A 16,335-nucleotide genomic window follows, 5' to 3' on the forward strand; every position below is an offset into this window, starting at 1 on the left:
GACGCAAACGAAGCCCAGTGACAATCTCTTTGTGCGATGCGGCAACCCCTTTTGCAGCAGAGATAATTTGCCCTAGCCTAAGCAGTGCCTAAAATTGAATGTTAGCGTCTTGTCGTTTGACTTGGCGCTGAAGCTTTGTCAGTTTCCTCTGTATCTGATGGAGCTAACAGGAGATCGTCATGTCGAGTTCATCCATCGTCATCGCTAGTGCAGGCCGCACAGCCGTTGGCTCATTTAATGGCGCGTTCGCCACCGTTCCGGCCCATGAACTGGGTGCGGCCGCGGTCAAAGGTGCGCTGGAGCGCGCAGGCGTCGATGCCAGCGAAGTCGATGAAGTCATTCTCGGCCAAGTTCTTCCAGCTGGCGAAGGCCAGAACCCGGCCCGCCAGGCGGCGATGAAGGCGGGTGTTCCCAAGGAGGCGACGGCATGGGGAGTCAACCAGCTCTGTGGCTCCGGCCTTCGGGCCGTCGCGCTCGGCATGCAGCAGATCGCGCTCGGTGACGCAAAGATCATCGTCGCCGGCGGCCAGGAGTCGATGTCGATGGCGCCGCATGCTGCGCATCTGCGCGCCGGCGTCAAAATGGGCGACATGAAGATGGTCGACACCATGATCAAGGATGGCCTGACAGACGCCTTCTACGGCTATCACATGGGCATCACCGCCGAGAACATTGCCCGCCAGTGGCAGCTCTCGCGCGAGGAGCAGGACCGCTTTGCCGTCGCGTCACAAAACAAGGCGGAAGCTGCACAAAAGGCCGGTCGCTTCGCCGATGAAATTATTCCGTTCGTCATTCAGACACGAAAAGGCGACGTGACTGTCGACGCCGACGAGTACATCCGTCATGGCGCCACGTTCGATTCGATGGCCAAACTGCGGCCTGCCTTCGACAAGGAAGGCACGGTGACCGCGGCGAATGCCTCCGGCCTGAATGATGGCGCTGCTGCAGCCGTGCTTATGACTGAAGCTGAGGCCTCCCGTCGTGGTATCCAGCCGCTCGTCCGCATTGTTTCCTGGGCTACGGCAGGCGTTGATCCGCAGGTCATGGGAACCGGACCGATCCCAGCGTCGCGCAAGGCGCTGGAAAAAGCGGGTTGGTCTGTCGGCGATCTCGATCTGGTCGAAGCAAACGAAGCCTTTGCCGCGCAAGCATGCGCGGTCAACAAGGACCTCGGCTGGGATCCTTCGATCGTCAACGTCAACGGTGGCGCGATCGCGATCGGTCACCCAATCGGCGCGTCCGGCGCGCGGGTGCTCAACACGCTCCTCTTCGAGATGAAGCGCCGTGGCGCCAAGAAGGGATTGGCGACGTTGTGCATCGGTGGCGGCATGGGCGTCGCGATGTGCTTTGAAGCTCTTTGAACAGCAGGCAATCCAACCATAACCTGAGCCCCGCAGGATAGCGGGGCCTTCAAATGAGGGAGCGGAACATGAGCAGGGTGGCTGTTGTCACTGGTGGTACCCGCGGCATTGGCGCCGCGATTTCCGTCGCACTGAAGAATGCAGGCTATGCAGTTGCCGCCAACTACGCGGGCAACGACGAGAAGGCGAACGCCTTTCACAGCACGACAGGCATTCCCGTCTTCAAATGGGATGTTTCCGACTATGCATCATGCGGTGAGGGCATCGCGAAGGTAGAGGCTGAACTGGGTCCGGTCGACGTCCTTGTCAACAACGCCGGCATCACCCGGGACGCAATGTTCCACAAGATGACGCCGCAACAGTGGCACGAGGTCGTCAACACCAACCTCACCGGACTCTTCAACATGACGCACCAGGTCTGGGGCGGCATGCGCGACCGAAGCTACGGGCGCATTGTCAACATCTCTTCGATCAACGGCCAGAAGGGGCAGATGGGGCAGGCGAACTATTCGGCTGCCAAGGCAGGTGACCTCGGCTTCACCAAGGCACTCGCGCAGGAGGGTGCTGCCAAGAACATCACCGTGAATGCGATCTGCCCAGGTTATATCGGGACGGAAATGGTTCTCGCAGTCCCGGAGAAAGTCCTCAATGAACGGATTATTCCGCAGATTCCGGTAGGCCGCTTGGGCGAGCCTGAAGAGGTTGCCCGCTGCGTCGTCTTCCTGGTTTCCGATGATGCGGGTTTCATTACCGGATCGACGCTCAGCGCCAATGGCGGCCAGTTGTTCGTTTAGCGGATGGAGGCTGTAAGGCCGTTATCGTGGCTCTCGATCTGCTGCGAATAGCGGCCTTGCTGGCTACGCGTATCGTACGGATTCAAGTATGCCGCATAGGTCGCCATGGCGATCGTCAATATTGCGGCTGCGCCGATAATTCTGGTCATGCCCTGCACTCCGAATTCCCCACGGCCCATTGGTCGTTCAAACCGGTGTCGATATTGGGGCGGATTTGAGGAATTATTAGGCTGTCTTTCAGCCCTTTGGGTGACGCCTTGCCTTAGCCCTGACCGGCACCTTTTGCATTGCGCGATCTTCGCCGCGAAGAGCGGCAGCGGCCGTTGTCACGACTGCAGCCGCAATCAGGATGGCGACCGCGGAATTCAAGATAATCTGGGTCATGGGACCGTTCCTTTCCAAGTCGGCGGGACGTGGCTCGCCGCTGTTCTTGAAAGAAATATGCGCCTCACTCGCACGGTCCGGTAGATTGAACTTTGGCGACCGACTGTCGGCGTGGCGTTGACAATCGGGCGCCGAGCTCTCCTAAAGGTGCGGATTGCGGGGTCGGTATTTTGATACCAGCCGCTGGTTCACCGCTGCAGCGCCCGGCATGTTGGCGCTGAGATAGATCGGTGCGTCGCCGCTCTTCGCAAGCTCCAAAGCAACCTCTGCGAAGATCGCGTTGAGGACCGTTGCACCGATCGCCGTGGAAACCGGGCCGACCTTTAGCTCCGTGCCCGGGAGCGCAATCACCGCATCGCCAGGGGGAAGACCGTTGTCCAGCACGATATCGGCGATGTCGGCCAGCCGCCGTCGGCCGTTTGCAATCGCACTCGAATAGGAGACCGACGTGATCGCGATCACCTTGGCGCCGATTTCGTGGCCATAATCGGCAGCTTCGATCGGCGCTGCATTCACGCCGGAGTTCGATGCGATGATGATGACGTCGCCGGGCTGCATGCCATAGCGTTCGAGTACCGGTCGCACCAATCCTTGCGTGCGCTCGTAAACTGAACTGATTACGGCACCCTCGTGCAGCATTGCGGAACCGACGAGGACCGGGATCGTCAAAGCGAGGCCGCCTGCTCGATAGTGGACCTCTTCCGCCAGCATATGCGAGTGCCCGGTGCCGAACACATAGACCCGCTTGTCGTTGCGGGCGGCTTCCAGGATCGCTTTGGCCGCCAAAGCCATGGGCTCGGCGAGTTCCGTCTTCAAAGCCTCGAGCCGGCCAATCAGATTGGAAAAATAAGCATCGGTGATCGCGGTCATCACATCCTCGCTTTCTAGGCGGCTTCACCGCTGATGAAGGTCCGTGTGACCTCCAGGGCGTCGGTGAGATGCACCAGATCGGCCCGGGCGCCCGGTGACAGGTGTCCGCGGTCGTCAAGGCGCAGGAAGCGCGCCGGGTAGGACGTCGCCATGCGAAGGGCCTCCGCGAGGGTCAGTTCGAGATAGTTAACCCCGTAGCGGATGGTGGACGCCATATCGACATCGGAGCCGGCAAGCGTGCCATCCGAAAGAACCAGCTTCGAGCAGAATCCGCCCCTTTCGCGCCGAACCGTACGACCGTTCAGCGTGAAAGAGTCTTGCTCCGATCCAACCAGCGACATCGCGTCAGTGACGAAAAAGAGCTTGCCCTCACCCCGCTTGGCACGAAGCGCGGTTCGAAGCGCCTTCGGATCGACATGATGGCCGTCGGCGATGGTGCCGCACCAGACCGAGGGGTGATCGATGGCCGCACCGACCAAGCCGGGCGCCCGATGGCCAAGTTGGCTCATTGCATTGAAAAGATGGGTGACGCCACGTGCGCCGGCATCGAACCGTGCCTCTGCCGCCTCGCTGGAGCAATCGGAATGGCCGATGCTGACGGTGACACCGGCTTCGCTGAGTTCGCGCACCTGTTTCGCCGTGACCTGTTCGGCCGCCATCGTTACCAGCAGGGTGCCGATCGCCTCCTTGGCCGCGATGAACGCCTTCACGTCCCTGTCTTCGACGGGGCGCATGAGCTCGGCAAGATGTGCTCCCTTGCGGGCAGGCGCCAGATGCGGGCCCTCGAGGTGCAGACCCGCCACGCCGCGGTTCGACTTGACGGCTTCCTTGGCTGCCTCGATTGCCGCTGCTGTCGCGTCCGCGGTATCGGTGATCAGTGTCGGTAGCAGCGCAGTCGTTCCGTAAGGGCGATGACCTTCGGCAATCATGTACATGGAGGCCGGCGACGGCTCGTCGTTGAGCATCCGGCCACCACCGCCGTTCACTTGCGCATCGATGAAACCCGCGGAAAGCACGCCGCCTTCAAAGCGCGTGTGCTCACCGTCAGGCAGTTCGCCTGCCGCCGCAATTGCCTCGACGCGGCCGTTCGAGACAATGAGCGCCTTGTCGTCATGGAAGCGCTGACCATCGAAGATCCGCGCGCCGGAGAAGATCTTGCGAACCATCACATCGTCTCCGTGACCTTGAGCAGGTTGGCCGGCTTGTCGGGGTCGAATCCTTTCCGACGGGTGACCGACTCGATCAGGCGGTAGTAGACGAGCAGCGAAACGAGTGGGTCGAGCAACCCGCTGCCGGTCGTCGGCACCTGGACATTGATCCCGGAAACCGGCTTGGCCGAGAACGGCACGGTGGTGGCGCCCAGCTTCTGCAGTCGCTCCAGCGCCTGGACGTTGTTGCTGAAGGCCGGATCATCGGGCGCGAAAGCGACGATCGGAAAGCCAGGCTGAACAAGGCGCATCGGACCATGCATCAGCTCGGCAAGGGAGAAGGCTTCTGCATGCAGGCCTGCCGTCTCCTTGGCTTTCAAGGCTGCCTCAAGGGCAATGGCGAAAGCGGGGCCGCGACCGGCGGTGTAGAGCGAGCTGGCGTTGAATAGGACATCCTCTGCCGCCTTCGTATCGATGCCGCTGGTTGCCTGGAGGGCATCGGGCAGATTTTCCAGGGAGGCATGCAGATCGCGCTTGCCGCTGATGGCGGCCGTGACACCGGAAAGCGCGGCGACCGAGGCGATGAAGGACTTGGTCGCAGCTACGCTCTTTTCGGCGCCCGCATTGAGCCCGAGAACGATGTCGGCCTGCTTGGCAAGCGGACTATCGGTGACGTTGACGACAGCGATCGTCGTTGCGCCGCCGCGTTTTGCCGCATCCTGCAAGGCAACGATGTCGGGGCTCGCGCCGGATTGCGACACTGTGAAGTGGATGCCACCCTTCAGATGCAGCGATGCGCCGTAGACCGAGGCGATCGAAGGGCCAACCGATGCGACTGGCACGCCACAGGTGATCTCGAACAGGTATTTGAAGAAGGTCGCGGCGTGGTCCGAAGAGCCGCGCGCCGCGGTCGTCACGACGCTCGGAGCGCCCGATGCAAACAGCTTTGCAATTTCGTCGAGGACGGGCTTTTCTTTCTGCAGCAGGGTTGCGACGACTTCCGGTGACTGGCCGGCTTCCTGCAACATTAGCGATGGGCTTTCACTCATAGGTCATCTCCGATTCTCAATTCCGCAACAAAATCATATGCATCACCACGATAGTGGGAGCGGGTGTATTCAACGACACGCTGGTCCTCCAGACGCGACACACGTTCGATCAGCAGTGCGGGCGCGCCGGCATTCACGTTAAGCGCAGCGGCCGACGACGGATCGAGTGTGACCGCCGTCAATCTCTGCAGCGCTCGGACCGGACGGTGGCCGTTCGCCGCGAGCGCTTCATAAAGAGATCCCTCGCCGCCACCGCCTTCGCCGAGAAACTTTATCGGCACGACAGCGCGTTCGATGGCAAGCGGCAGCCCGTCGGCAAGGCGCAGACGATCGAGGCGAAGAACAGGTTCATCAAGCCCAAGGCCAAGCAGGAAAGCCTCTTCCGGAGATGGCGTGTTGACTGTCCGAGACAAGATCCTTGCGGCCGGAGCGCGACCGCGCGAGCGCATGTCGGCAGAAAACGATGAGAGCCGCCACAGCGACTGTTCCATGCGCTCGACCTTGCTGGAAACGAAGGTGCCGCTTCCATGCCGCGACTCGAGCGTGCCGGAATTCATCAGGTCGCGATAAGCGGTCCGAACGGTGACACGCCCGACCTTCAAGGCTTCGGCCAGATCGCGCTCGCCGGGGAGCGCCGTTCCGGGCTTCAGCAACCCTTCCTGGATCAAACCGGTTAGTGCCTGCGCCAGCCGCTTGTAAAGCGGCCCGGTCAACGCCTCGTCGCGCAGGCCACGGCTGTTCAGTTCCGCTATCAGACTGGTTCTATCCATTTGGCGATAATAGAACCTATTTAGAACCAATCGCAAGCAAGAAATGACGCGCAAAAAAACCCCCGCAGGATGCCTGCGAGGGTTGGCTCATTCGAGAACAAGGCGAGTGCGTTAGCTCTTCGAGAAAATGTAATCCGTTTCCTGACGCAACACTTCACCCGGGCGCAAAACGGCATCGGGGAAGCCCTCGTGGTTGATCGCATCCGGCCAGATCTGTGTTTCCAGGCAGAAGCCGGCGAAGGGACCATACTTGCGTCCATCGAGGCCTGGCACAGGCACGTCGAGTTTGAAGCCGGCGTAGAACTGTACGCCGGGCTCCGTCGTGCGAACTTCCAGCGAAACGCCTGAGTTCAGGCTGCGGGCAAGCGCGACGGAGCGCTTTGCGGTGCGTTCAGTGGAGAGGCAGAAATTGTGATCGTAGAGTGCCTGTTCGCTGCCGTCGAACCGCTTCATGGGCGACATCTCGCGGAAGTCAAACACCGTTCCGGCGACGGGCCGTACCTCTCCGGTCGGGATCTGCAACTCGTTCGTCACGAGGTAGCCGTCGGCTGCAATCATGATGTCGTGGCCGAGCGCATCGTCGCGGCCGTCGAGGTTGAAATAGGCATGCTGGCAGACGTTTGCGATCGTCGGCTGATCACTGGTCGATTCGTAGGTCACAGAAAATTCGCCGTTGCCGTGTACCCAGTAGGTTGCCTGGATGGTGCAGTTGCCCGGATAGCCGCCCCGACCGTCGGGATCGACTATCTTCAACACGACGCGGTCGACATCGTGCTCGACGATTGTCCAATTCCGCTTGGCGATGTTGTCCTTGCCACCGTGAAGATGGGTCACGCCCTTCTCGTTGAGATCGAGTTGATAGTTCTTGCCATCCAATGTGAACTTGCCGCCGCCGATGCGGTTTGCGCAGCGCCCAGGCGTAGCGCCGAAGTAAGAAGAGTGGGCGGGGTAGGTGTCAAAATCGTCGAAGCCAAGCAGCAGCGGCGCATCGTGACCGTCAAGGCGGAGATCCTGAATGACGGCGCCCCAGGTGATGATCTTGGCGGTCAGCCCGCCACCCTTGATCTCGACACGATAGACGGTCTCGCCCGACTGGGTTTGCCCAAAAACTTCCCGTTTCAACATTTCCGACATAGCGACCATCCAGATATATCTTTAATTGAGGCAGGGAACCTGCCCCCATTTGCCGCAAACCGCAACGGGTGTCGTAAAAAAGAAGCACCGTCACACCAAGCGGCGGCCGCTTGGCATCGGCTCCGTCAGTTGCCCTTGCCGATGTCGTTGAGATCGTAAGGTGTCGTCTGGTAGATCTCGTTGATCCAGTTGCCGAACAACAGGTGCGCGTGGCTGCGCCAGCGATTTTGCGGCGCCAGCGACGGATCGTTGTGCGGGAAATAGTTGTGCGGCATCTTGATCGGCACGCCGGCATTCACGTCGCGGAAGTATTCGTCCGAGAGCGACGTTGAATCGTACTCCACATGATTGAACATATAGAGCCGCTTGCCCTTGCGTTCATGCACCAGGCAGACGCCCATTTCGCTGGATTCCATCAGGATCTCCAGGTCTGGTGACTTTTCGATGTCGCTGCGGCGAACCTCGGTCCAGCGCGACACGGGCACTTCGAAATTGTCGGAGAAACCGTTCAGGTAGACCGACGACGGCTTCAGATTCCGGTGTCGGTAGACACCGAAGGCCTTCTCCTTGAGTTCGTACTTCGGAACGCCGTGGAAATGATAGATCGCGGCCATCGCGCCCCAGCAGACGTTCATCGACGAATGAACGTTGGTTTCCGTCCAGTCGAAAATCTGCTGCATTTCACCCCAATAGTTCACGTCCTCGTAGGGCAGCGTCTCGATCGGCGCGCCTGTTGTGATGAAGCCGTCGAACTTGCGGTCCTTCACTTCCTCCCACGTCTGGTAGAAGGCGAGAAGATGGTCTTCCGAGGTGTTCTTTGCTTTATGGTTGCCCACGCGGATGAGCGAAAGCTCCACCTGCAGCGGCGAAGCGCCGACCAGGCGGGCCATCTGCAATTCCGTCTTGATCTTGTTGGGCATGAGGTTGAGAAGCCCGATCTGCAGCGGCCGGATGTCCTGACGGATTGCCGCCGTCTCGGTCATCACGCGTACGCCTTCCTGAACCAGGGTTTCAAACGCAGGCAAGGTATCGGGGATCTTGATGGGCATTGCGGTCACTCGATCAAAGAAACGAATATATCGCTATCGGTCCGCACGCGGCCCTTTAGCAACTTCTTTAACGTGGCTGCAAGCCGGCCGGCCAAATCACCACGGAGTGCCTTAAATAGCGCCAGTCGGGCTGCGAATCAATTGCTCATACGAAGAGTGGGGTCGATGCGAAGTCACTCACACGTTAAAGGTTGCTAGAATCTGTTGGTGGACACAGCGAATCACCACGTTTATTGAAGTAGAATGACGACTAGGGACGCGTAATGGCAGATGACCTCAAAGGCAGGCCAAGCATTCAAGGGCAGGACAGATTAGGATACGACCTGAGCCTGGGCTATCGCTTGAGGGTCATGTTCTCGGCTTTCTGGCATTCGCCCGTGCGGGGAAGGGTCTTGGTGATCGCTACTGCGCTGATCGCCATCATTCTTGCGACCGCCTATGCCACCGTCATTCTCAACCAGTGGAACGCGCCATTTTACGACAGCATCGCGCGGCGTGATCTGCCCGGCTTCTTCCATCAGTTGAAGGTCTTCGCGTTGATCGCCGGCATGCTGCTGCTGCTCAACGTCGTGCAGGCCTGGCTCAATCAGATGACCGCGGTCTACATGCGCGAAGGCCTGACGCGTGATCTTGTCAACCAGTGGCTTCAGCGCAAGCGTGCGCTTCGGCTTTCGGCCAGCGGCCTCATCGGCGTCAATCCCGATCAGCGCTTGCACGAAGACGCCCGCAACCTCGCGGAAAGCACCACGAGCCTGATGATCGGGCTGGTGCAGGCGACGATCCTGCTGATCAGTTTCATCGGCGTTCTGTGGGATCTCTCAAGCGGCTTTATCTTCCGTTTCGGCACGCATTCCTTTTCCATTCCGGGCTATATGGTTTGGGCTGCGATCTTTTATGCGGCGTCCGCATCGATTCTCAGCCAACTGGTGGGCCGCAAGCTTGTAAAGCTCAATGCGGATCGTTTCTCGAAGGAAGCAGAGCTTCGCTTCGCGCTGATGCATGCCAACGAGAACATGCCGGCGATTACCGTGGCACGCGGCGAGGAGAATGAGCAGAAACGTATCGACACCGACATCAGTGCGGTGCTTGCCGTCATCAAGCGGGTGGCGATGGCCAACGTCAACCTCACCTGGGTATCGGCCGGCTACGGTTGGCTCGTCGTTGTCATCCCGATCATTGTTGCTGCACCCGCCTACTTCTCCGGCGGCCTGACGTTTGGCCAGCTGATGGTGTCCGTGGGCGCCTTCAACCAGGTCAACACCGCCCTTCGCTGGTATGTCGCGAATTTCGGTCCCATCGCCGAATGGCGCGCCACGCTGATGCGCGTCACCGATTTCCGGCAGGCGCTCACCAGCATGAATGACGAAATCAATATGAAGGGAACGATCAAGTACGAACGGAACCCTTCCGGAAACCTGACGCTGGAGCATGTCCGGATCGCCGCCAAGATCGGTGAGGACATCGACCAGTGCGGTGGTTTCCGCATGCACGAAGGCGCGGTGACGATCAAGGCCGGCGAAAAGGTCATGATCAACGGCGACCACAACGTGAATCGTAAATTGCTCTTCCTTGCGCTTTCCGAGCTTTGGCCGTGCGGCGGCGGCAAGATCGGCTTGCCGCCCACGGACGACATTCTTTTCGTCCCGCAGTCGGCCTACATTCCGGGTGGTACGCTTCGCGAAGCATTGGCGTTTCCGGAACCTGTTGACGCCTATCAGAATGACGATGTCATTGCGGCGCTGGAAAAGGCAGGCCTCCAAAATCTGGTTTCCCGGCTTGATACCCGCGCCCGCTGGGACAAGCTGCTTGACTCTGACGAGCAGCGGGCGATCGGCTTCGCTCGCCTGCTTCTGGTGCGGCCGAAATGGATTGTATTCGACGAAGTGCTGGAGGGCATGGAGCCGGAATGGCAATCGACGATGATGCAGGTCCTCGCTTCCATGCCTGAGGCAACGATGATCTACATCGGTCGGTCAGACACATACGTCGAGACTTTCAAGCCACGCGTTCTGCATCTTGAAGCGCTGCACGCGAAGCCTGAGATGAAGGTCGTGGCAAAGGCGCCGAACGCGCCGGCACCAGCACTCTGATCACTTACATCGGCGGTACGGCGCCGTTTGTGCCGACCGTGACATTCGCCGAGGACACAGTGCCGTCCGCAGCTTTTTCACCCATTACGATCACGCGCGCTCCTGCGACAAGATCCTTCTTTCCCGCAGGCGCGATGGTAACGATGGGTGTATCGTCGGCAATGGATATCGTCTTTTCCTTGCCCTGATAGGTGAGCGTGATGGTGTGGCCGTCGACTGCCTTGACGGCCTTAGCCACGGTTGCGTTGGTCATCGTGCTGTTCGGCTTCAGGTCCCAGGGGCGACTGCCTTCTCCGGTGCCTTTCATGGCTGCTGGAAAGATCAGCACTTCGAGAGCACCATCGCCGCCATCGGCTTTCGGCAACGAGGCGACGCCAACGAAATCCCCTGGCTTGATGTCTTCCACGGAAGCCTTCCTGATGCCGCGGACCTTCCAATCCGGCTTCAATTTTACCGTCTGCTCGGTGCCCTCTCGTGTTTTCACCACCAGCGTGTTGCCGTTCAGGCTTTCGATCGCACCGCGCACGCGTTGCGCCTCCTGGGCAAGCGAGCCGTGTGACGCCATAGTGAGGAAACCCGCGGCCCAGACGAGCCCGGTCAATGCGTTGAGATTGTGTGGCATGATCTGCATCCTTGCCGTCGTACGAACTGCGGCTACGGGGCGCAGCTTAGTCCCGCCGGTCGAAGGCTGACGAATCAATGAAAAGTGAAGCCAGATTTGCCCAACAACAGATGGGGCGGAATGGGGGGGTGTGCTGTCTCAGCCCTCCAACTCCTCCCGCAGCATCTCAAGCTCCAGCCATTCCTCCTCCATCTTCGTCAGGCTGTCGCGGAATTTCTCCATCTCGGCCGCCAGGCGATTGAACGTGGTGGGGTCTTTGCTGAACAGGCTGGGATCTGCCATCCGCTCTTCGCGCTTGGCGATTTCGGCTTCCGCCTTGGCCATTTCCTTCGGAAGATTTTCGAGCGCGAACTTCTGCTTGTAGGAAAGCTTGCCTTTTCCTTTTGCCGTTTCGGCGGAAACGGCTGCCTCCTGCGGCTTCGCTCGTTCCGCCGCCTTCTCGGCCTTCCGTCGCTCGTCGATAGCGCCCTTTCGTTGTGCCAGCATGTCCGAATAGCCGCCAGCATACTCGATCCAGCGACCGTCAGGTGCATCCGGCACAGCCGGCGCGATTGTCGACGTCACCGTGCGGTCGAGGAAATCGCGGTCGTGGCTGACGAGAATCACGGTGCCGGGGAAGCCGGCGACGATTTCCTGCAGCAGATCCAGCGTCTCGATATCAAGGTCGTTGGTCGGCTCGTCGAGGATCAACAGATTCGCCGGGCGCGACATGATGCGGGCCAGCATCAGCCGTGCGCGCTCGCCGCCTGAAAGGTTCCTGATCGGCGTGCGTGCCTGCTCGGGCTGGAACAGGAACTCCTTCATATAGCCGGTCACGTGCCGCTGCTCGCCGTTGACGAGGAGGTTCTCGCCGCGGCCATCGGTCAGGTAATGGGCGAGCGTCTCTTCCGGATTGAGGTCTTCGCGCTTCTGATCCAGCGTCGCGATTTCCAGATTGGTCCCGAGCTTGACCGTGCCGCTGTCCGGCAAGAGCTGCCCGGTCAGCATCTTCAACAGCGTGGTTTTGCCGGCGCCGTTCGGGCCGACGAGACCGATGCAATCACCGCGATGCACGCGGATGGAAAAGGGAGCGACGATCGGCCGGTCGCCGAAGGTCTTCGTGATCTTCTCGGCTTCGATGACGAGCTTGCCGGACTCCTGCGCATCGGAAACCGTTGCCTGCACGGTGCCCTGCGGACCTTTGTGGCCGCGATACTGAGTACGCATGGTCTGCAGTTCGCCAAGCCGGCGCATGTTGCGCTTGCGCCGGGCCGTGACGCCGTAGCGCAGCCAATGCTCTTCGCGCTCGATCGCCTTGCCGAGCTTGTGCTGCTCGAGCTCTTCCGCCTCCAGAACCTGGTCACGCCAGGCTTCGAAATGGGCAAAACCCCTGTCGAGCCGCCGCGATGCGCCGCGGTCGAGCCAGACTGTTGCCGTTGAAACCTTCTCCAGGAAACGGCGGTCGTGGGAGATCAGGACGAGCGCACTGCGGCTCTTCTGCAGTTCGCCTTCCAGCCATTCGATGGTCGGCAGGTCGAGATGGTTGGTCGGCTCATCGAGCAGGAGGATGTCGGGTTCTGGCGCGAGTACGCGGGCGAGGGCAGCGCGGCGGGCTTCTCCGCCCGAGAGGTTTTGTGGATCTTCCTCACCGGTGAGGCCGAGATGCGAGAGGAGATAGGTGACGCGATAATGATCGTCACCCGGGCCGAGGCCGGCTTCGGCATAGGCCTGCACCGTCTTGAATCCGGTGAAATCGGGAGCCTGTTCGAGATAACGCACGGTCGAGGAGGGGTGGCGGAAGACCTCTCCCGACTGTGCTTCGACGAGACCGGCAGCAATCTTCAGCAACGTCGACTTCCCGGAGCCGTTGCGGCCGACGAGACAGATCTTGTCTCCGGGCTCCACCTGCAGGGCGGCGCCGGCAAGCAATGGCGTGCCGCCGAAGCTGAGAAAGACGTCGTCGAGTTTCAGAATGGGAGGCGCCAAAGATCAGACTCCGGAAAGATCATAGGGGCGGGCGAGCACAATGGCGCGGCCGCTCTCGAGCGAAAAGCGCACTTTGCCTTTCGCGACATTGGAAATGGTGCGTGACGAGCCGAAGGGCAAATGGAAGTCGGCAAGCGGGTAGCGCGCGTTTTCGATTGTCAGGCCGCGAAGTTCGCTGAAGCCAGGCACCGAAAAGAGACTGTCTGGTGGCAGGTCCAGTTCGATTGCGCCTGAAATCAGCGGCACAGCCTCTTCGCTGCCAGACGTGAGCAGTACGTCATAACCCTGCTCCGCCAGGCTGACGGCATAGAGCAGGTGCTGAATGGCATGGTCGGAACGTTCGCCTGCAAGGGCGCCGGCCAAGACCAGGCGTTTCGCGCCGCGGGCGACCGCTTCCGCAACCGCAATCTCGCCGTCGGTTGAGGCCTTGGCAGCGGGATAAGGTTGCCTGGGGACGTCAGGAAAAGCGCCTTCGAGATCCGCCGGCGTGGAATCGAAATCGCCGACCCACAATTCCGGAACGACGCCGAGTGTCGCCGCATGACGCATGCCACCATCGGCGGCTATGAAACGGCTGCCCGAGATGGCATATCGCAAGCGGTCGGTTATCTGCAACTCGCCGCCAAGCAGAATGGTGAAGGTGGATTGGCTCATGGGCACTGCCCATAGCGCAAACCAGGGGGGAAGGGAAAGGGCCGCGGCTCAGGCTTCGTCAGCGATATCCTTGACGCGAGCCTCAAAAACACTTTCGAAGCCGGAAATGAACTTCTCGAATAGCTCTCCGAACGCCTCGATCTCCTCCGGCTTCCAGTCTTTGACCACTTCGGAAACGAATGCGAGCTTCTGCGCGCGTATTTCCGACAGCAGCCTCTGCCCGAGCGGCGTCATCACGACGATGATCCGCCGCGCATCCGCCTGAGATGCCTTTCGCCGCAGAATATTCCGCCCCACCATTTCAGCGACGATGCGGCTTGCGCGCGAGGGGTCGATCCGCATCATCTCGGCAATCGTCCCAACCGTTACGTCGCCAGCCTCATGTGCACGCCGCACAGCGTCCAGCACGTCGAGGTGTGACAGCTCGAGGCCCGGTGCGACACTTTGGATCGCGAGCCGACCGATCAGTCTCCGCCCGGTCATGAGACGCATACGGGTCATGCTTTGCCCAATGCGCAGGATGTCCGGCTCGTGCGTCTCGGCGTCAGTATCGGTCAGATTCGTCAAGCTCTCGTTCATTGCGGAAACATAGCATCTCAGGCGTCAATTGAAAATATGCCATTGTCAATCAAGTGACATTGACAAATATATGCTAACAGCACATAAATAAGCCACTCCCCAATATGGAACGACGCTTCATGGATACTCAAATTGCCGCGGCGCCGCTTGTGACGGATCACCGCCGGCGGTTCATCCTCTTCCTTTTCCTGATGGCGGCCATGTTCATGGCGACACTCGACAACCAGATCGTCGCAACGGCTTTGCCGACGATCGTCGGCGAGTTCGGCCACCTCGAGCGGTTCAGCTGGGTCGGCTCCGCCTATCTTCTCGCCGTGAGCGCGGTGATGCCGCTCTATGGCAAGCTCGGTGATCTCTTCGGCCGCAAGTATGTAATGATGGCCGCGATCATGATCTTCACGGTCGGTTCCGCCGTCTGCGGACTGGCGGTATCCATGAACACGCTGATTGCGGCCCGCGTGCTGCAGGGACTTGGCGGAGGCGGGATCATGGTCTCGATCTTCGCCGTCAACGCGGACCTCTTCGAGCCGCGCGAACGGGCGCGGTACCAGAGCTATTCCAGCCTCGTTCTGATGGCCTCGGGCGCTATCGGACCCGTCCTTGGCGGGGCAATGAGCGATCTTTTCGGCTGGCGCTCGATCTTCCTCGTCAATGTTCCGATCGGTTTCGTCGTCCTTGTCGGTCTGGCTTTGATGCTGCCCTACCGGAAGCCCAACCGCCGTCCGAAGATCGATTACGCCGGCGCCCTGCTGCTCGCCTTGACGACGGCAAGCATCGTTCTCGCCGCCGATGGCTCTCAGGTTTTCGGCTCGCTTGTCGCTCCTCAAAGCCTGGCGATCATGGCGCTCGGTGTAGCGGCGGCGATCGGTTGGATCTTCGTCGAACGTCGCGCCGCGGAGCCGATCGTTCCCCTGTCGCTGTTTCGCAATTCGACATTCAGCCTGCTGCTCATCATGTCAATCATGAGTGGCGCGATCGGCATCGGCATGGTCAATTATTTCGCATTGTTCCTGCAGACGACGACCGGCCTTTCGCCGTCCGCGGCCGGGGCCTTCTTCATTCTTCTGACCGGCGGCATCGTCTGCGGGTCGCTCTCTGCCGGCCGCATCATCTCCATCACCGGGCGCTACAAGCCGTTCGCGATCGCAAGCCTGACCTGCAGTGCCATCGCGTTTGTGCTGCTCACTCAGGTTCATGTCGGAACACCGGTCATGGTGATCGGGGCGGTGATGGCTCTCCACGGCTTCGGCGTCGGCCTAGCACAGCAGGTCCCGGTCATCGGCGTCCAGAATGCCGCTCCGGCGCGCGACGTCGGCGCCGCAACGGGATCAGTGACGCTGTCACGCATGGGCGGTGCATCGATCGCCATCTCCATTTATGGTGCGATCATCGGCTCGCAGCTCGGCAAGACCGGACTCTCCATTCCCGGCGTGACCGATATCGAGCAGCTGACGCCAAAGATGCTGGCGGCGTTGCCGGAGCAGGTGCGGCAGGCCGTCGCCGACGTCTATGCCAATGCGTTCACGCCGCTTTTCATCGCTTCGTGCGCGATCGCTCTCATCGGCCTTTGTGCTGCCTTGATGCTGAAACCCACGCAGTTGCCACGCGTGGTAGAGGTGCGACCGCCGGCAAGTGCCGAAGCCGCCGAGTAAATCCCGATGGCGGCCCTAGGGCCGCCCCTTGCAAGACGCCTAGCGTGGCGATACATCTCAAGCGCTCTAACGGGGTGCCCGTGCCATCAGGCACGCGGCTGAGAGGCTGAAAGCCAACCCGCGGAACCTGATCCGGCTAACACCGGCGGAGGGATTAGACGCGTGACATCTGGCACCGCCCTTTTCCCCTTCAAGCAAACCAGAGGAGAGGTGC

General features: G+C 60.5%; 16 protein-coding genes and 2 riboswitches. Of the genes, 4 read left to right on the forward strand and 12 right to left on the reverse strand.

Annotated features, from left to right (window positions below; translation table 11 throughout):
- Nucleotides 1–179 precede the first annotated feature (179 nt).
- Together AS026_RS29325 and phbB are read left to right on the forward strand one after the other, a co-directional pair.
- Nucleotides 180–1,361, forward strand: a complete 1,182-nt coding sequence (locus AS026_RS29325) for an acetyl-CoA C-acetyltransferase (protein WP_025658067.1) — start codon at nucleotides 180–182, stop codon at nucleotides 1,359–1,361.
- Nucleotides 1,362–1,429: 68 nt separating this feature from the next.
- Nucleotides 1,430–2,155 (forward strand): beta-ketoacyl-ACP reductase, encoded by a 726-nt coding sequence (phbB, locus tag AS026_RS29330; RefSeq protein WP_062373944.1) that lies wholly within the window; start codon nucleotides 1,430–1,432, stop codon nucleotides 2,153–2,155.
- Here phbB and AS026_RS42495 read toward each other — a convergent pair.
- From AS026_RS42495 to metA, 8 genes are all read right to left on the reverse strand, one after another.
- A complete protein-coding gene (locus tag AS026_RS42495; protein WP_167354919.1) occupies nucleotides 2,152–2,304 on the reverse strand; it encodes a hypothetical protein in 153 nt (50 codons plus the stop codon). The two genes, phbB and AS026_RS42495, sit on opposite strands and share 4 nt — an antisense overlap.
- Nucleotides 2,305–2,392: 88 nt before the next feature.
- A complete protein-coding gene (locus AS026_RS42500) occupies nucleotides 2,393–2,539 on the reverse strand; it encodes a hypothetical protein (protein WP_167354920.1) in 147 nt (48 codons plus the stop codon).
- A gap of 141 nt (nucleotides 2,540–2,680) precedes the next feature.
- Nucleotides 2,681–3,409, reverse strand: a complete 729-nt coding sequence (locus tag AS026_RS29340; protein ID WP_062373947.1) for an SIS domain-containing protein — start codon at nucleotides 3,407–3,409, stop codon at nucleotides 2,681–2,683.
- A gap of 14 nt (nucleotides 3,410–3,423) precedes the next feature.
- Complete coding sequence (nagA, locus tag AS026_RS29345; RefSeq protein WP_062373949.1) at nucleotides 3,424–4,575, reverse strand: N-acetylglucosamine-6-phosphate deacetylase; 1,152 nt, start codon at nucleotides 4,573–4,575, stop codon at nucleotides 3,424–3,426.
- Nucleotides 4,575–5,606: an SIS domain-containing protein gene (locus AS026_RS29350; protein WP_062373952.1), complete on the reverse strand. Its 1,032-nt coding sequence runs from the start codon at nucleotides 5,604–5,606 to the stop codon at nucleotides 4,575–4,577. The genes nagA and AS026_RS29350 overlap by 1 nt, the downstream gene beginning before the upstream one ends.
- A complete protein-coding gene (locus AS026_RS29355) occupies nucleotides 5,603–6,376 on the reverse strand; it encodes a GntR family transcriptional regulator (protein WP_029867622.1) in 774 nt (257 codons plus the stop codon). Before AS026_RS29355 ends, AS026_RS29350 begins: the two co-directional genes overlap by 4 nt.
- A 111-nt stretch (nucleotides 6,377–6,487) precedes the next feature.
- Entirely contained in the window at nucleotides 6,488–7,510 is a 1,023-nt protein-coding gene (locus AS026_RS29360) for an aldose epimerase family protein (protein ID WP_062373956.1), read from the reverse strand.
- Nucleotides 7,511–7,635: 125 nt separating this feature from the next.
- On the reverse strand, nucleotides 7,636–8,559 hold the full coding sequence (metA, locus tag AS026_RS29365; RefSeq protein ID WP_018855897.1) for a homoserine O-acetyltransferase MetA: 924 nt from the start codon (nucleotides 8,557–8,559) through the stop codon (nucleotides 7,636–7,638).
- A gap of 35 nt (nucleotides 8,560–8,594) precedes the next feature.
- Nucleotides 8,595–8,672, reverse strand: a riboswitch (SAM riboswitch).
- Between the two features lie 150 nt (nucleotides 8,673–8,822).
- On the opposite strand from metA, the gene AS026_RS29370 reads away from it, so the two are divergent.
- Nucleotides 8,823–10,649, forward strand: a complete 1,827-nt coding sequence (locus AS026_RS29370; protein ID WP_062373959.1) for an ABC transporter ATP-binding protein/permease — start codon at nucleotides 8,823–8,825, stop codon at nucleotides 10,647–10,649.
- Between the two features lie 4 nt (nucleotides 10,650–10,653).
- Here AS026_RS29370 and AS026_RS29375 read toward each other — a convergent pair whose 3' ends face one another.
- From AS026_RS29375 to AS026_RS29390, 4 genes are all read right to left on the reverse strand, one after another.
- The gene (locus AS026_RS29375; RefSeq protein WP_245307687.1) at nucleotides 10,654–11,214 is read right to left on the reverse strand and encodes a DUF5666 domain-containing protein; all 561 of its coding nucleotides are present in this window, start codon (nucleotides 11,212–11,214) and stop codon (nucleotides 10,654–10,656) included.
- A gap of 195 nt (nucleotides 11,215–11,409) precedes the next feature.
- Nucleotides 11,410–13,236 (reverse strand): ABC-F family ATP-binding cassette domain-containing protein, encoded by a 1,827-nt coding sequence (locus AS026_RS29380; protein WP_062373966.1) that lies wholly within the window; start codon nucleotides 13,234–13,236, stop codon nucleotides 11,410–11,412.
- Nucleotides 13,237–13,239: 3 nt separating this feature from the next.
- Complete coding sequence (locus tag AS026_RS29385) at nucleotides 13,240–13,890, reverse strand: thiamine diphosphokinase (RefSeq protein ID WP_062373970.1); 651 nt, start codon at nucleotides 13,888–13,890, stop codon at nucleotides 13,240–13,242.
- A gap of 48 nt (nucleotides 13,891–13,938) precedes the next feature.
- A complete protein-coding gene (locus tag AS026_RS29390) occupies nucleotides 13,939–14,469 on the reverse strand; it encodes a MarR family winged helix-turn-helix transcriptional regulator (protein ID WP_029867647.1) in 531 nt (176 codons plus the stop codon).
- Between the two features lie 119 nt (nucleotides 14,470–14,588).
- Between AS026_RS29390 and AS026_RS29395 the strand changes: the two genes are divergently transcribed.
- The gene (locus AS026_RS29395) at nucleotides 14,589–16,121 is read left to right on the forward strand and encodes an MDR family MFS transporter (RefSeq protein ID WP_062373974.1); all 1,533 of its coding nucleotides are present in this window, start codon (nucleotides 14,589–14,591) and stop codon (nucleotides 16,119–16,121) included.
- A 60-nt stretch (nucleotides 16,122–16,181) separates the two neighbouring features.
- Nucleotides 16,182–16,292, forward strand: a riboswitch (TPP riboswitch).
- The last annotated feature ends 43 nt before the right edge of the window (nucleotides 16,293–16,335 follow it).

Source organism: Rhizobium altiplani (assembly GCF_001542405.1).
In the GTDB taxonomy this organism is placed as follows: Bacteria; Pseudomonadota; Alphaproteobacteria; order Rhizobiales; family Rhizobiaceae; genus Rhizobium; species Rhizobium altiplani.

Coding starts and splice junctions, on each gene's coding strand:
- AS026_RS29370 (WP_062373959.1), top strand. CDS start 8,823: ATGGCAGATGACCTCAAAGGCAGGCCAAGCATTCAAGGGCAGGACAGA.
- AS026_RS29390 (WP_029867647.1), bottom strand. CDS start 14,469: ATGAACGAGAGCTTGACGAATCTGACCGATACTGACGCCGAGACGCAC.
- AS026_RS29325 (WP_025658067.1), top strand. CDS start 180: ATGTCGAGTTCATCCATCGTCATCGCTAGTGCAGGCCGCACAGCCGTT.
- AS026_RS29360 (WP_062373956.1), bottom strand. CDS start 7,510: ATGTCGGAAATGTTGAAACGGGAAGTTTTTGGGCAAACCCAGTCGGGC.
- nagA (WP_062373949.1), bottom strand. CDS start 4,575: ATGGTTCGCAAGATCTTCTCCGGCGCGCGGATCTTCGATGGTCAGCGC.
- AS026_RS29355 (WP_029867622.1), bottom strand. CDS start 6,376: ATGGATAGAACCAGTCTGATAGCGGAACTGAACAGCCGTGGCCTGCGC.
- AS026_RS42500 (WP_167354920.1), bottom strand. CDS start 2,539: ATGACCCAGATTATCTTGAATTCCGCGGTCGCCATCCTGATTGCGGCT.
- AS026_RS29375 (WP_245307687.1), bottom strand. CDS start 11,214: ATGGCGTCACACGGCTCGCTTGCCCAGGAGGCGCAACGCGTGCGCGGT.
- AS026_RS29395 (WP_062373974.1), top strand. CDS start 14,589: ATGGATACTCAAATTGCCGCGGCGCCGCTTGTGACGGATCACCGCCGG.
- phbB (WP_062373944.1), top strand. CDS start 1,430: ATGAGCAGGGTGGCTGTTGTCACTGGTGGTACCCGCGGCATTGGCGCC.
- AS026_RS29340 (WP_062373947.1), bottom strand. CDS start 3,409: ATGACCGCGATCACCGATGCTTATTTTTCCAATCTGATTGGCCGGCTC.
- metA (WP_018855897.1), bottom strand. CDS start 8,559: ATGCCCATCAAGATCCCCGATACCTTGCCTGCGTTTGAAACCCTGGTT.
- AS026_RS29385 (WP_062373970.1), bottom strand. CDS start 13,890: ATGAGCCAATCCACCTTCACCATTCTGCTTGGCGGCGAGTTGCAGATA.
- AS026_RS29350 (WP_062373952.1), bottom strand. CDS start 5,606: ATGAGTGAAAGCCCATCGCTAATGTTGCAGGAAGCCGGCCAGTCACCG.
- AS026_RS42495 (WP_167354919.1), bottom strand. CDS start 2,304: ATGACCAGAATTATCGGCGCAGCCGCAATATTGACGATCGCCATGGCG.